Raw genomic sequence first — 13,065 nt, 5'->3', positions numbered from 1 at the left:
GCGCAATGGATTGGTCGGCGTTGGCCGGGTTCATCGGGGACAACGCTGCGGCGTTGCTGGTCGGCGGTTCGGCGGCCACCGTCGCCGGAGTGCACGTCCCGGTCCGGGGCAGGGCACTGCGCGACCGGTGGCGCGGCCCGCATCCCGCGCCGTCGAACGGGGCCCGCATCGTCGCCGCGGCCAACGACGTCCTGCCCATGTCGGCGCTGGTCGACGCCGTGGCCGAATGCCCCGTCCCCGTCGACGTCGTCGCCGTGCACCGCAGCCCGGCGCGCCACGCGGGCGAGGCCGCGCACCGTTACCGGGGTTTCGCCGACCAGTTGGGCGTCGCCGAGGCACCGTGGACCTCGGTGCTGGTCGGAGGCCCCGCGGAGCACGACGGGGCGCGCCTGGAATTCTTCATTCACCGCCTGGGGCTGCTCGGCTTCCGCGCGCGGCCGCTGTCCGCCGGGGAGTTCGGCGCGGTCGCCGGCACCGGCTCGGACACCGCGTCCGCCACCACTCCCGATCGCCTGCTGGCGCGCGCCCCGGGCCGCGGCCACGTCCGCCGCCCGCATCTCTGGTTCACGCCCGCCCATGACGTCGACGTCCCGCGCGCCCCGGCCCAGCTGGTCGGCACCTCGCGCGACGGAGGCCCGCTGGTCATGTCGCTGCCGTCACTGGAGCGCCTCGACGTCGTCGCCGCTCCCGCACGGCTTCCGGATCTCCTCGTGCCCACGCTCATCACCGGCGCGCGCGTGGGCATCCGCACGCACCGCCCGGCCGCGTTCGGGCCGCTGCTCGACCACGGCGCGGTCCTGGTCACCACCGCCGGCGATGCAACCCTGGACGTGCTCGTCCTCGACGGCAGGGCCCGCGTGGCCAGGCCCGCGCCGGTCGCCACGATCATGCTTTGCGACGACCCCGCCGCCCCCTCATCCGCCCCCGGCCCGGTCCCGGTGCCGCGCCTGATCATCGGGGACCATGCGTGGCATCTGGCCATCGGGGACGAGAAAACGCCCGTCAGGCCACTGCCGATCTTTTCGGCGAAGGTCTGACGGCTAGGCGCGGTCGATCTTGTCGATCAATCGCCGAGTCCACGTAATGGCTTCCGACAGGTCACCGACCTTCGCATCCGGCCCGAGCTCGTCGGCAGCAGCCTCGTAGACGGTTTTCCAGGATTCGTTCTCGGTGACCTTTGGTGGCCAGGCATGCCCACGCCGGTAGCGAAATGTGCGCACGCACAGCTCCCGCGCCAAAACGAAGTCGATGTCTTCATTGGACAAAAGGAGCTGGAGGTCAATCAGGTCGTGGGCCCGGTCGCTCCCCGGGCATGTCGCCGCATGGAGTTTCTGCGCGATCTGATTCTCGGCGCGCATGACCTTCACCGGACCAGGTTCAGGAAAACCGAGGTCGGTGAACAGCACCGCCAGATCTTCGGACATCATGCGTTCGCCGGCCTCTGCCCCGCCGACCTCATCGTGGCCCAGCTCGAACTTCACTGTCTTCCAGCTCTTGCCCCTGAACTGAAGCTTGATCTCGAACGGGGTCATCACGTACTCACCGGGAACACCTCGCGGCACCGGCGCAGGCAGTTGCTTGAGTACGCCGGTAAAGCCGCACCAGCCTTCCTCCAACCGATTGGCAAATTGTTCCTTGAATTCGCTCTCCGCACGTCTCCGCGTCGCATCGAAATCCGAAGTGAAGCGCGCCTCAGCCCCATATCGAAGGGCCATGGCGCTCCCACCTTTCGCCACGCCCTCCGGAAGCAATTGTCCGACGACGACCAACGCCATCAGGTTTTGCCTGCGAGTGACGGAGAGCTGATCGTTCCCTTCGAGGTTGTTGCATCGCCGGTTCAGGGAAGAAAGGTTGGAGGGTTCGCTGGCATACGTCATTCAGGAACTTTCTCTTAGCTCGTCATGGTCGCGAGCACGGATCAACCCCTCGTGCAGCGCCCTGTCGAGCGCCTCATCGAACCTTTCCCCGAGCAGCTTCCCCCGCACTGCCCCAAGTGCATCAGATACGGGTTGGCACGGCAACCCGTCGACGTAGGTCACCCGGGCCCCGTCGATTGCCTTGAGCAGGACGACATTCTCCGGAAGCGCACGCTGGTGACGCTGCGGGGATGCCACGTACACGCGGCGGGGATTGACGTCCCCGAGGCCATGCAGGGCAAGCACCGTCTCGGCCGCCAAATGTGCCCCCTCGCCCAACGACAGGAGAAGCTCTCTCAGCGGATCGTTCACGCCCGCCGGATGAAACGCATCGCGGTAAACGCCCCGCATTTTCTTTTCGAAGGCACCGCGAGCCGCCAACTTGCGCAGCTCGACGGCCGGCACACCGGCATCTTCGGCCAACCGTGGCGTGACATAGCCGTCGTTGTCGGCCGCCACGGCGCGAAGCCTGTCCCGATACGTTCCCACCATGCTTAAACCGTACCATTATCGGTACGCTTTGAGCAGGTCAACGTTTACTGGAGCCCGAGAAACGCTTGAACCGTACCGAAAACGGTACGGTTCAAGATTCCAGCGAAGGGGTGACGGGCGTCGTCGTAAAGCCGTGCCCTACTGGCCCGGCTGCGGGCCGAAGATGTCCGGCACGCCCGGCAGCTCGATGCCCGGCAGCTCCGGGGCGGCCGGCGCGGGAGCCTGCTCCGGGGCGGGGGCCGGGGCCGGCTTGGCCTCCGGGACCTCCGCACCCGTGACGTTGCCGGCGTCGAGCGACGCGCGGCCGCCCGGTCCCGAGCACTCCACCGTCGCGTCGCCGTAGGCGGTGCAGGTGAAGCCGAAGAAGCTCACGCGCTCATAGGGGTGCAGGGTCTCCGGGGCGAAGCCGTTGTCCGGGAAGTTCATGTGCGCGAACGTCGGCGCCGCACCCGGCGACCACGTCACGGCGTTGGCGGGGACGTCGCCGCCGTCGTAGCTCTGCACCATCGGGGGGTTGGCGAAGTTCGTGCGGCACGTGAGGAAGGAATCCGGGCCGAGCGCGTTGGCGAAGCACTCCGTCGCCCCATCGGCGAGGCGGAAGATCCGCGCGCCCTGGGCGCCCGGCGGCATGAAGCGATCCTCGGGGACCTCCGCCACGGTCGGGCCCGACGACGGCGCCTGCGGGGTCTCCGGGCGCTCGGCCAGCTCACTGGCGCTGGGCTGCGGCGTCGCCGACGTATCGGCGATCGTCTCGGACCCGGTGTCGACGCTGCCGCCGGAGCAACCGGCGAGCAGCATGGCCGAAGCGGCGAGGGCGGCGAACGTGGGGAACTTGCGCATGGTCACACACCCTACGTTGTCGCGGCGGGTGAACCCACCCAAAAGCGGCGAACCCGCCACCCCGTGATGCATGTCACGGATGTGGCGGGTGTGATCGGGCGGCCGGCCGGGGTCTCCCCTACTTCGCCTTCAGCGTCAGCGGCTCCTGCCCCTCGGGCAGGATCGAGCCCTCGCCGCGGTAGGCCTCGGAGAAGTCCGGCACCCAGGCGTGCGGGTCGTCGTAATCGTCGTCGCCGGGCTGCGCCACGCCCGCCTCGCCGCGGGTGGTCATCGGCGGCATGTCCATCGGCGACTGCTTGCGCATCTCCTCGATGCGCTCCGGGTCGATCGCCGCATTGACGGCGTAGATGGTGACCTCCCCGTCGCGGTACACCGGCGTCAGCCCGCGCGACCACCACGCGCCCTCCTGCATGCGCATGTTGATGCGCTGGTCGCCCCAGAAGTACGGCGGCGACACGTAGATGAAGCCGATGTCGAGCTTCTTCAGCGCCAGGTCGACCTGGTTGGCGGCGGTCGGGCTCCACGGCTCGCCCCAGCCGATCTTGTCGGTGTGCCAGTAGACCATCGACGTCGCGGTGGTCTTGTCGGCGTCGGGCCACACGAAGTGGCGGAAGACGGTCGGGATGTCGTTGCGCATGTACATCCACGCCGAGCCCTCGTTGGGGTTGGTGAACACCCGGTGCTCGTGGGCTTCCGGCTGCTGCGCCAGCCAGTCGAAGGCGCGCAGGTCGCGCTCGCTGGTCAGGCGGTTGTCGCGGATCTGCAGGTACGCGTGGTCGTTGACGGGCGCCATGCGGTGGACGGCCCACGGCACGAAGCCGGCGGTCAGCGCCGCCGCGACGAGCAGGCCGATCACGGGCACCTGGCCGGTCCGCGTGCGGGCGAGCCGGTCGGCGAAGGTGTCGCCCGTTGCTTTGCGACGGCCCGCGTACGCCCCCACCGCCGCGAGCACCAGGGCCACGGCGGCGCCGGCGGCAGCGGCGTAGAGCAGCGCGGTTTGCAGGACCAGGCGGTGCGGCGTCGAGTAGTGCAGGCCGGTGTAGATGCCCAGCGCGTCGCCGAAGGCCCCGCCGAACGTGTTGATCGCATGCGCGGTGAACACCACCGACACCGCCCACGCCACGACCGGCCAGGCGCGGCGCATGAGCACGGCGACGACGACCAGGCCGAGCAGGCCGATGATGACCGCCGGCTTGACGGTGCCGAAGTCCTCCGCGTGGCGGGTGAGCATGGTCACCGCGCGGTACCAGGCGCCGAAGCGGTCGACGTCGACCGTGGCGGTCTCGGCGCGGATGTCCTCGGCCTGGCGCTCGCCGGACAGCCACTGCGGCAGCAGCAGCGCCGCGGCGGCCACGCCCGGCACCGCCAGCAGCCCGACGTCGCGCAGCCGCGCCTTGACCGCCCCGAGCTCCGGGCGGGCCGGGCGCCACAGGCGGCCGAACAGCCACCAGATGCCCAGCAGCAGCGCGGTGGCGGGCACGCCGGAGGGGTGGAGCTGGCCGATGCCGATGAGCGCCAGCGCGCCGGCGAACATGCGGATCGGCGCGTGCGGCACCGACGACAGCACCGCGAAGGCGACGCCGGTCAGCGCGATGCCCAACAGGTAGGGCCAGGCGCCGACGTAGATGCCGATGGGCGCCAGCACCGGCAGTGCGGTGGTCACCACGGCGGCCAGGCCCGCGCCGATGGACGCCGTCCACCCGCCGCGGTCGATCATCCGCCACGCCAGCGCCGCCGCGCCGATAGGCAGCAGCAGGGCCGGGGCTACCAGGCCCAGGATGTTGACGGTGGCCGGCACGCTCATCCCCGACACGTCGGAAAGCGTGGCGCCGAAGGCGTGCCAGGCGGCCGGGTAGTACATGTCGCCGCCGGTTTCCAGGTTCTGGATCTCGCCCATGCGCGCCGAGGACACCATGCCGGTGTCCAGCGCGTACTTGATCACGGCGCCGTGCCAGTGCACGTCCCAGGATTGCTGGATGGATTCGATGCCGCCGGGCGACCGGTTCATCCGCGACAGGGACGCCCAGGCGAGGGTCGTGAAGGCCACGACAACGCCGACGGCGGCCGGCAGCGCGATGAGGGCGCGCCCCCATCGGCCCGGCTCCCTGCGTGACGACGATTCCCCGGAGACCTCTGCCGGTACCTCCCCCGGTGCCTCTGCAGATGCTTCGTCGGACGCCCTGCCGCGCTTGCGCCAGAGCAGCCGCCACACCAGCGCGAGGGCGACCATCGCCAGCCACGCCAGTGCGACGGTGACGGTGGTGTAGGCGACGTCGACGGCGCCGAAGAGCCACCCGGCCAGGCCGGTGACGGCGAAGGTCAGCGCGGGGCCGGCGGCCACCGCCCACCCCGTGCGCAGGCCCGAGGCCACGGCGAGGATCGCCCCGGGGGCGACGAGAAGCAGGACCATCACGATGGCGGGCCAGATCACGGTTGATGCGCCTCCGGGGACACTGGGGGAATGCGGGACCCGGCCAGTCTAGCGGTCGGGCATTCCGTCGAACCACGGGTTCGTGTCCGGGCAGCCCTTGCCCACGGCGCGGTGCTCCTCGCCGGGCAGTACGCGGACGTCCCTGGTCCTCATCGCGCGGGCCGCCAGCTCGCCGTCATCGGGGTAATCCACCCCGGCCAGCGCCAGGCCCTTGGCCGGCGCGACGGGCACCAGCGGCGACCGCTCGCGCTCCTCGAGGAGCCCCTCGGTGAAGTCGCGTGCGCGCCGTCCCTCGGCCGTCGCCAAGCAGGAACCGACCAGAGACCGCACCATCGACCAGCAGAAGGCGTCCGCGGTGACGCGGGCCTCGTACAGTTCCGGCTCCGACGGGGTCGACGCATCGCGCCACTCGAAGGCCTGCAGATCGCGGATGGTCGTGGCATTCGGGCGGTGCTTGCAAAACGCGGCGAAGTCGTGGAGGCCGACGAGGACCTCCGCCGAGGCCTGCAGCACGTCCAGGTCGACCTTCCTGGTCCATGCCGCGGTGTCCCGCGAACGGGTCGGAAGCGGCCCGGCATCTGCGGTGGTGATGCGGTAGACGTAGTGGCGTCGCAAAGCGGAAAACCTCGCGTCGAAGCCATCCGGGGCGAAGGAGCAGGCCCGAATGGAGACGTCATCGGGCAAGAGCCGCGCCAGCCGCCGCACCAGCCGGGTCGGATCACCCGCGATGGAACGGGTGTCCAGGGACTCCCGCGTGACGTCGACGTGGGCGACCTGCGCCAGCGCGTGCACCCCGGCATCCGTGCGGCCGGCGACGGTGAGCTGCGCATCCTGGCGCAGCACCTTCGACAGCGCATCCTCGATGGTGCCCTGCACCGTCCGCAGGCTCGCCCCCGACGCCCCGCCCTGCGCCGCCCAGCCGTGGAAATCCGTGCCGTCGTAGGCGATGTCCAGGCGCAGGCGCACCATCTCGGGGGATTCCCGCTCATTCACGTCCGCATCATGCACGCGCCAATCCTCCCCCGCCCCGGCGCCCGGGCACAAACCAGGCGGGGACGAAAACCGCGTCCGAGACGAAAACCGCGCCCGGGACGAAAACGGCGAGCGCCCCACCTCCCGGATCAACGGGTGGTGGGGCGCTCGCGTGAAAAGCGGAGCCGCGGGGGCCTACTTCTCGTCGGCCTTCTCGGCGTCCTTGGCCTCGGCCTCAGCCTCGGCGTCGGTGGACTCCTCGGCCTCGACCTCGGGGGCCTCCTCCTCGGTCGGCTCGGCCTGCTCGGCCTCCTCGGCCTTCTTCGACGCGGCCGCGCGGGTGGCGCGGGTCGCCTCGGCGGAAGCGGTCTCCTCGGTGACCAGGGCGATCAGCGAGATGGGGGCGTTGTCGCCCTTGCGGTTACCCAGCTTGATGATGCGGGTGTAGCCGCCCTCGCGGTTGGCGAACTTCGGCGCCAGCTCGTCGAAAAGGTGCTGGACGACGTAGTTGTCGTTCAGCAGCTTCGCGGCGTTGCGGCGGTCCGCCAGGGTGCCGCCCTTGGCCTTGGTGATCAGCTTCTCCGCGTAGGGGCGCAGCAGCTTGGCCTTGGTGTCGGTGGTCTTGATCTGGCCGTGCTCGAACAGCTGCTTCGCCAGGTTCGCCAGAATCTTCTTCTGGTGGGAAGCGGAGCCGCCGAGACGGGCGCCCTTCTTGGGCTTGGGCATGGGATTCTCCTCGTGTTTTTAAGTCGCGTGCGCTGTCAGCGGCTACTCGTCGTAGCCGACCTCCGCGTCCTCGGTCCATTCGCCGGTCTCGGCGTCGTAGCCCTCAACGGTGGACGGGTCGAAATCGTTCGGCGAATCCTTCAGGGACAGGCCCAGCTCCGAGAGCTTGACCTTGACCTCGTTGATGGACTTGTCGCCGAAGTTCCGGATGTCCAGCAGATCCGACTCCGTGCGGGCGGCGAGCTCGCCGACCGTGTGGATCTCCTCGCGCTTCAGGCAGTTGTAGGAGCGCATGGAAAAGTCCAGGTCCTCGATAGGCATGGAGTAGGCGGCGATGTCCTCGTTCTGCTGCGGGGACGGGCCGATCTCGATGCCCTCGGCGGCCTCGTTGAGCTCGCGGGCCAGGCCGAAGAGCTCCACCAGGGTCTTGCCGGCCGACGCCATGGCGTCGCGGGCGGTGATGGAGTTCTTCGTCTCCACGTCGATGACCAGCTTGTCGAAGTCGGTGCGCTGCTCGACGCGGGTCGCCTCGACCTTGTAGCTGACCTTCAGGACCGGGGAGTAGATCTGGTCGACCGGGATGCGGCCGATCTCGCCGCCGGAGTTCGGCTGGGCGGGAACGTAACCGCGGCCGCGCTCGACGACCATCTCGATGTCCAGGCGACCCGACTCGTTGAGCGTGGCGATGTGGTGATCCGGGTTGTGGATCTCCACGCCCGCCGGGCACTCCACGTCGGCCGCGGTGACGGCTCCGCCGCCCTCGCGACGCAGGTACACGGTGGCCGGCTCGTCGAAGTCCGAGCTCAGCACCAGGCCCTTGATGTTCAGGATGATGTCGGAGACATCCTCCTTCACGCCCGGGATGGTGGTGAACTCGTGCAGCACGCCGTCAACGCGGATGCTCGTGACCGCCGCGCCCGGGATGGACGACAGCAGGGTACGGCGAAGCGAGTTGCCGAGGGTGTAGCCGAAACCCGGCTCCAGCGGCTCGATGACGAACCGGGAGCGGGAGGAATCGATGAAATCCTCGGTGAGCGTGGGACGCTGGGAAATGAGCATGAGATGTGATCCTCCTGGTGGCGACCGCTATTTGACGCCTAGGGAATGGGGATGCGAAGGTGCCCCGGCTTTTCCGCTTGACGACGGTGACCGTCGTCGTCGCAAAGCCGGGTCGAAGTGGTCCGGCGGGCACCCGCGAGGGGCCCGCGCGAAGCCTTACTTCGAGTAGAACTCGACGATGAGCTGCTCCTGCAGCGGAATGTCGATCTGGGCGCGCTCGGGCAGCTGGTGCACGAGGATGCGCAGCGTCTCGGGGACGACCTGGAGCCAAGCCGGGACGACGGCGTCGACCAGGGTCTCCTGGGCCTCCTCGAACCACAGCATCTTGCGCGACTTCGGGCGCACGTCGATGATGTCGTACTGCGTCACCTGGAACGACGGCACGTTGATCTTCTTGCCGTTGACGGTGAAGTGGCCGTGCGACACCAGCTGACGGGCCTGGCGGCGGGTGCGCGCCAGACCGGCGCGGTACACGACGTTGTCCAGGCGCGACTCGAGCAGGATGACGAGGTTGTCGCCGGTCTTGCCGGTGCGACGGTTCGCCTCGGCGTAGTAGCGGCGGAACTGCTTCTCCATGACGCCGTAGGTGAAGCGGGCCTTCTGCTTCTCCTGCAGCTGGAGCAGGTACTCCGACTCCTTGATGCGGGCGCGGCCGGCCTGCCCGGGCGGGTAGGGGCGGCGCTCGAAGGACATGTCGCCGCCGACGAGGTCGACGCGGAGACGACGGGACTTACGGGTTGCGGGTCCGGTATAACGGGCCATTTTGTTCTCCTCTTTCCCTTCTCTTAGACGCGACGACGCTTCGGCGGACGGCAGCCGTTGTGCGGCTGCGGGGTCACGTCGGAGATCGAGCTGACCTCGAGGCCGGCGGCCTGGAGGGAACGGATGGCGGTTTCGCGGCCCGAACCCGGGCCCTTGACGAACACGTCGACCTTCTTCATGCCGTGCTCCTGCGCCTTGCGCGCAGCGTTCTCGGCGGCCATCTGAGCGGCGAACGGGGTGGACTTGCGGGAGCCCTTGAACCCGACGTGGCCCGACGAGGCCCACGAGATGACGGCACCCTTCGGGTCCGTGATGGACACGATGGTGTTGTTGAAGGTGGACTTGATGTAGGCGTGGCCCTGGGCCACGTTCTTCTTCGCGACGCGACGGCCGGTACGGCGGCCGCGGGCGGACTTCGGAGCTGCCATGTTTACTTCTTCTTCCCGGCGATCGTCTTCTTCGGACCCTTGCGGGTACGAGCGTTGGTCTTGGTGCGCTGGCCACGGACGGGCAGGCCACGACGGTGGCGCAGGCCCTGGTAGCAGCCGATCTCGATCTTGCGGCGAATGTCGGCCTGAACCTCGCGGCGGAGGTCGCCCTCCACCTTCCAGGTGGCTTCGATGACGTCGCGCAGGGACGAGACCTGCTCATCCGACAGATCGTCGGTGCGCAGATCCGGGGAGATGCCGGTCTTGTCCAGCAGCTCGGAGGCACGGGCGGGGCCGATGCCGTAGATGTAGGTGAGAGCGACCTGCATGCGCTTGTTGCGCGGCAGGTCAACTCCAGCAAGGCGTGCCATTAGGCAATTCCTTCCGGTTGGTGCGGTGGTTTGCTCCACTGCCGTCCCCGCCCGAGACCCCGCCGTGGCCCGGTCGGACGCCGGGTGGGCGGGTTGAAAAGCGCGGGGCTCCGGCCACCGTTGCCGGAGGTGTTCTGACGGGACGCCGGGAAGGGCGCGGTTCCGGCGAGTGCCGGGCGTGCTGGTCTTCCCCGTGCCCACCTGGGTGGGCGTCACGTTCCGCTAGGACGGTGGAGTGATGGAGTCTTACTTGTAGCGGTAGACGATTCGGCCGCGTTCCAGGTCGTACGGGGAAAGCTCCACGACGACCCGGTCCTCCGGGAGAATGCGGATGTAGTGCTGGCGCATCTTTCCACTGATGTGGGCGAGCACCTTGTGCCCGTTGTCCAGCTCCACTCGGAACATCGCGTTCGGCAGGGGCTCGACGACGCGGCCCTCAACCTCGATTGCGCCTTCCTTAGCCATGTCCTCCACGTTTCTCGGGCCCCGTTATGGGCCCGTTGGCTGATGTCTTTGCTACGTTGCGCGGCAATGCCGCGGCGCGGCTCGGGCACACGTGTCCCTCGCCAACGGACCACCCTACCCGCGAGCTGCGGTTATTCAAAATGGCGTTGGTCACGTCCCGCGCGGGCCGCCGCGCGCGCTCCGGCATCCGACTCCGCCAAGCGAGGACTGGCACGGACGCGCCGGCACGGGCACGGACCCGGCCACCGCCACACAAGGACCGGCACGAACGCTCGGGCACGCACGCGGATCCGGCCACAGCTTTACGACGACGCCGCTCCCCCACGAGTGTGCGGTACACGCCCTCTGGCGCACACTCGTCAAATGTGAAGCCCCGATCTCGCCCACGAGTGTGCGGTACAGGCCTCCTGGCGCACACTCGTCAAATGTGAAGCCCCGCCGGCCGTCGTCAAGCAAGCGAAGTGCGGCAGGCGAGGCACCCCTCGGCCCCGCGTCCCCTCCCCGGCCAGCCCCGCGCCCACACTCCGGCCGGCCCCCGACCATCATCCGACCATTCCCCGAGCGGCTCCCACGATCCGCACACGGGTCTCGTGCCCTATAGATACCAACGCCGCTTGACAAACGCATTTCCGCAGGTCGCGAAAATCGGTGGCACCCATAGGGCACGGGACCGCTCTCGGACGGCCAGCACACGGGAGCGGGAGGGTGCCGGCGCAGGGCAATGGGAGATGAAAGATGGGAGATGGCGCGGGCCGGGCGGCGCACTCCGGGAGCTGTCCGCCTATGCGAGCACGGGCACGCGGGCACGGACCCGCCCACAGCTTTGCGACGACGCCGCTCCCCCACGAGTGTGCGGCACACGCCCTCTACTGCACACTCGTCAAACCTGAAGCCCCCATCTCCCCCACGAGTGTGCGATACACGCCCCCTGGCGCACACTCGTCAAACGTGCAGCCCCCATGCCGCCCACGAGTGTGCGGTACGGGCCTCGTGGCGCACACTCGTCAAACGTGCAGCCCCGTCGGCCGTCACCAAGCGGGCCGGGCGGCAGCTAGCGGTTCGGGCCCCAGGCGGAGTCGTCGGAACGCAGGGGGTCGTACCCGGCGGCGGGGTTGGCCGAGTCGGCGGGGTTGGCGGGCTTGGCCGAGTCGGCGGAGCCTGCGGAGTCGACGTTGGTGTTGGCGCTATCCACCTTGGCGTCATCGGCGGTGGCGGCGGCCGGCAGCGGATCGTTGAACTTCTCGCCGCCCAGATCGCCGCGCGCCATCTTGTTGACGGTCAGCGCGATCGCACCATCGCCCGTGACGTTGCAGGCGGTGCCGAAGGAATCGATGGCGATGTACGCGGCGATCATCAAGGCGATCTGCGACTCGTCGAAACCGAGCTGCGTCTGCAGCAGGCCGACCGCCGCCATGATGGCGCCACCCGGCACGCCCGGCGCCGCGACCATCATGATGCCCAGCATCAGGATGAACCCGAGCGCCATGCCGAACGACAGCTCGGCGTCGGTGAGGTACATGACGGCGAAGGCGAACAGGCCGATCTTCATCATCGAACCCGACAGGTGCACCGTCGCGCCCAGCGGCACGACGAAACCGGCGACGGACTCGCTGACGCCGTTGTTGCGCGTCGACTTCAGCGTCACCGGGATGGTCGCCGCCGACGACGACGTGCCCAGCGCGGTGAAGTACGCCGGCAGCATGTTCTTCAGCGCCCGGAACGGGTTGACGCCCGCGTACGCGCCGGCGAGCAGGTACTGGAGGATCAGCACGACCCACGTCATCAGCGTCGCCAGCACCAGGACCTTCAGGAACGCCGACAGGGTCTCGGTGAGGTTGCCGTTCATGCCCATCGACAGGAACATGCCGAAGATGAACGGCGGCAGCAGCGGGATGACGAACTTTTCGATCACCTTCATGATCACCGACCGCAGCTCCTCCGCGGCCTCCTGCAGCGTGTCCGACTTCACGGCCGTCATGGCGATGCCGACGGTGAACGCCAGCAGCAGCGCCGACATCACCGCGAACGGCGGATCCATCTCGATGGTGAAGTACGGAGACAAACCACCCTCGTCGATGTCGGCGGCCTCGAACAGCTGCTGGTCCGCCAGCAGCCACGAGTACGTGGCCACGGACACGCCGTAGGCCATGAGCCCGGAGATGATCGTCGACGCGTACGCGATGCCGACGGTGACGCCGAGCCACTTGCCGGCGCCGCGCCCCAGCGACGAAATCGCGGGCGTGATCAGGGCGAAGATCAGCACGGGCACGAAGAACCCGAGGAACCCGCTGAACAGCGAGTTGAAGGTGACGAACACCCTCGCCAGCCAGTCCGGGAAGAAGAAGCTGCAGGCGATGCCGAGCAGGATCGCCACGATGATCTTGAACAGCAGCGAGTTGAGTATGCGGGAGGAATTCATCGGACCTCGATCAATCGGAGTTCGGGGCCGCGCCACGTGCGGGCCCGCGGTCGTCGCCGCGGGTCGCGCAGGTGGGGTCACCGGGCGCGGGCATGGACCTGAGAATACTTCAGGTATTCCCGCCTCCCGCGCACCGGGCGACTGTTGCGTCACTTTGCGACGGCCCGGGTGGCGGGGGTCACCG

Annotated in this window: 13 protein-coding genes; 1 reads left to right on the top strand and 12 read right to left on the bottom strand. The window is 68.9% G+C overall.

Annotated elements, in window-relative coordinates:
* The first annotated feature begins 5 nt into the window (after positions 1 to 5).
* A complete protein-coding gene (locus ACFWGD_RS11610) occupies positions 6 to 1,037 on the top strand; it encodes a hypothetical protein (RefSeq protein ID WP_377778849.1) in 1,032 nt (343 codons plus the stop codon).
* Between the two features lie 3 nt (positions 1,038 to 1,040).
* Here the strand turns inward: ACFWGD_RS11610 and ACFWGD_RS11605 are convergent, their stop codons facing one another.
* The 12 genes from ACFWGD_RS11605 to ACFWGD_RS11550 all read right to left on the bottom strand — a co-directional run bounded on the left by ACFWGD_RS11605 (position 1,041) and on the right by ACFWGD_RS11550 (position 12,881).
* Positions 1,041 to 1,877, bottom strand: a complete 837-nt coding sequence (locus ACFWGD_RS11605; RefSeq protein WP_377778848.1) for a nucleotidyl transferase AbiEii/AbiGii toxin family protein — start codon at positions 1,875 to 1,877, stop codon at positions 1,041 to 1,043.
* Positions 1,878 to 2,408 carry a type IV toxin-antitoxin system AbiEi family antitoxin domain-containing protein gene (locus tag ACFWGD_RS11600; RefSeq protein ID WP_377778847.1) on the bottom strand — a complete coding sequence of 177 codons (531 nt, stop codon included), beginning with the start codon at positions 2,406 to 2,408 and terminating at the stop codon, positions 1,878 to 1,880. It lies immediately after the preceding gene.
* Positions 2,409 to 2,546: 138 nt separating this feature from the next.
* Entirely contained in the window at positions 2,547 to 3,248 is a 702-nt protein-coding gene (locus tag ACFWGD_RS11595; RefSeq protein ID WP_377778846.1) for a hypothetical protein, read from the bottom strand.
* 118 nt (positions 3,249 to 3,366) lie between these two features.
* Positions 3,367 to 5,679: a DUF6541 family protein gene (locus ACFWGD_RS11590; protein ID WP_377778845.1), complete on the bottom strand. Its 2,313-nt coding sequence runs from the start codon at positions 5,677 to 5,679 to the stop codon at positions 3,367 to 3,369.
* A gap of 48 nt (positions 5,680 to 5,727) precedes the next feature.
* The gene (gene truA, locus ACFWGD_RS11585) at positions 5,728 to 6,648 is read right to left on the bottom strand and encodes a tRNA pseudouridine(38-40) synthase TruA (RefSeq protein WP_377778877.1); all 921 of its coding nucleotides are present in this window, start codon (positions 6,646 to 6,648) and stop codon (positions 5,728 to 5,730) included.
* Positions 6,649 to 6,846: 198 nt separating this feature from the next.
* Positions 6,847 to 7,377 (bottom strand): 50S ribosomal protein L17, encoded by a 531-nt coding sequence (rplQ, locus tag ACFWGD_RS11580; protein ID WP_377778844.1) that lies wholly within the window; start codon positions 7,375 to 7,377, stop codon positions 6,847 to 6,849.
* 42 nt (positions 7,378 to 7,419) lie between these two features.
* Positions 7,420 to 8,436: a DNA-directed RNA polymerase subunit alpha gene (locus ACFWGD_RS11575; RefSeq protein WP_377778843.1), complete on the bottom strand. Its 1,017-nt coding sequence runs from the start codon at positions 8,434 to 8,436 to the stop codon at positions 7,420 to 7,422.
* A 156-nt stretch (positions 8,437 to 8,592) separates the two neighbouring features.
* Entirely contained in the window at positions 8,593 to 9,198 is a 606-nt protein-coding gene (rpsD, locus tag ACFWGD_RS11570) for a 30S ribosomal protein S4 (RefSeq protein WP_377778842.1), read from the bottom strand.
* Positions 9,199 to 9,221: 23 nt separating this feature from the next.
* Positions 9,222 to 9,626: a 30S ribosomal protein S11 gene (rpsK, locus tag ACFWGD_RS11565; protein ID WP_046650836.1), complete on the bottom strand. Its 405-nt coding sequence runs from the start codon at positions 9,624 to 9,626 to the stop codon at positions 9,222 to 9,224.
* A 2-nt stretch (positions 9,627 to 9,628) separates the two neighbouring features.
* Complete coding sequence (gene rpsM / locus ACFWGD_RS11560; protein ID WP_046650837.1) at positions 9,629 to 9,997, bottom strand: 30S ribosomal protein S13; 369 nt, start codon at positions 9,995 to 9,997, stop codon at positions 9,629 to 9,631.
* 246 nt (positions 9,998 to 10,243) lie between these two features.
* The gene (gene infA, locus ACFWGD_RS11555) at positions 10,244 to 10,462 is read right to left on the bottom strand and encodes a translation initiation factor IF-1 (protein ID WP_035121276.1); all 219 of its coding nucleotides are present in this window, start codon (positions 10,460 to 10,462) and stop codon (positions 10,244 to 10,246) included.
* Positions 10,463 to 11,513: 1,051 nt separating this feature from the next.
* Positions 11,514 to 12,881 carry a dicarboxylate/amino acid:cation symporter gene (locus tag ACFWGD_RS11550; RefSeq protein ID WP_377778841.1) on the bottom strand — a complete coding sequence of 456 codons (1,368 nt, stop codon included), beginning with the start codon at positions 12,879 to 12,881 and terminating at the stop codon, positions 11,514 to 11,516.
* Between the last annotated feature and the right edge of the window lie 184 nt (positions 12,882 to 13,065).

Origin of the sequence: Corynebacterium sp. NPDC060344, from assembly GCF_042725215.1 — a bacterium.
Taxonomy (GTDB): Bacteria; Actinomycetota; Actinomycetes; order Mycobacteriales; family Mycobacteriaceae; genus Corynebacterium.
Note: the sequence above shows the minus strand (reverse complement) of the source record. Positions and strands in the feature narration are given on the sequence as shown.

Coding starts and splice junctions, on each gene's coding strand:
- ACFWGD_RS11610 (WP_377778849.1), top strand. CDS start 6: ATGGATTGGTCGGCGTTGGCCGGGTTCATCGGGGACAACGCTGCGGCG.
- rpsM (WP_046650837.1), bottom strand. CDS start 9,997: ATGGCACGCCTTGCTGGAGTTGACCTGCCGCGCAACAAGCGCATGCAG.
- ACFWGD_RS11605 (WP_377778848.1), bottom strand. CDS start 1,877: ATGACGTATGCCAGCGAACCCTCCAACCTTTCTTCCCTGAACCGGCGA.
- ACFWGD_RS11550 (WP_377778841.1), bottom strand. CDS start 12,881: ATGAATTCCTCCCGCATACTCAACTCGCTGCTGTTCAAGATCATCGTG.
- ACFWGD_RS11600 (WP_377778847.1), bottom strand. CDS start 2,408: ATGGTGGGAACGTATCGGGACAGGCTTCGCGCCGTGGCGGCCGACAAC.
- rpsK (WP_046650836.1), bottom strand. CDS start 9,626: ATGGCAGCTCCGAAGTCCGCCCGCGGCCGCCGTACCGGCCGTCGCGTC.
- ACFWGD_RS11575 (WP_377778843.1), bottom strand. CDS start 8,436: ATGCTCATTTCCCAGCGTCCCACGCTCACCGAGGATTTCATCGATTCC.
- truA (WP_377778877.1), bottom strand. CDS start 6,648: ATGGTGCGCCTGCGCCTGGACATCGCCTACGACGGCACGGATTTCCAC.
- rplQ (WP_377778844.1), bottom strand. CDS start 7,377: ATGCCCAAGCCCAAGAAGGGCGCCCGTCTCGGCGGCTCCGCTTCCCAC.
- ACFWGD_RS11595 (WP_377778846.1), bottom strand. CDS start 3,248: ATGCGCAAGTTCCCCACGTTCGCCGCCCTCGCCGCTTCGGCCATGCTG.
- infA (WP_035121276.1), bottom strand. CDS start 10,462: ATGGCTAAGGAAGGCGCAATCGAGGTTGAGGGCCGCGTCGTCGAGCCC.
- rpsD (WP_377778842.1), bottom strand. CDS start 9,198: ATGGCCCGTTATACCGGACCCGCAACCCGTAAGTCCCGTCGTCTCCGC.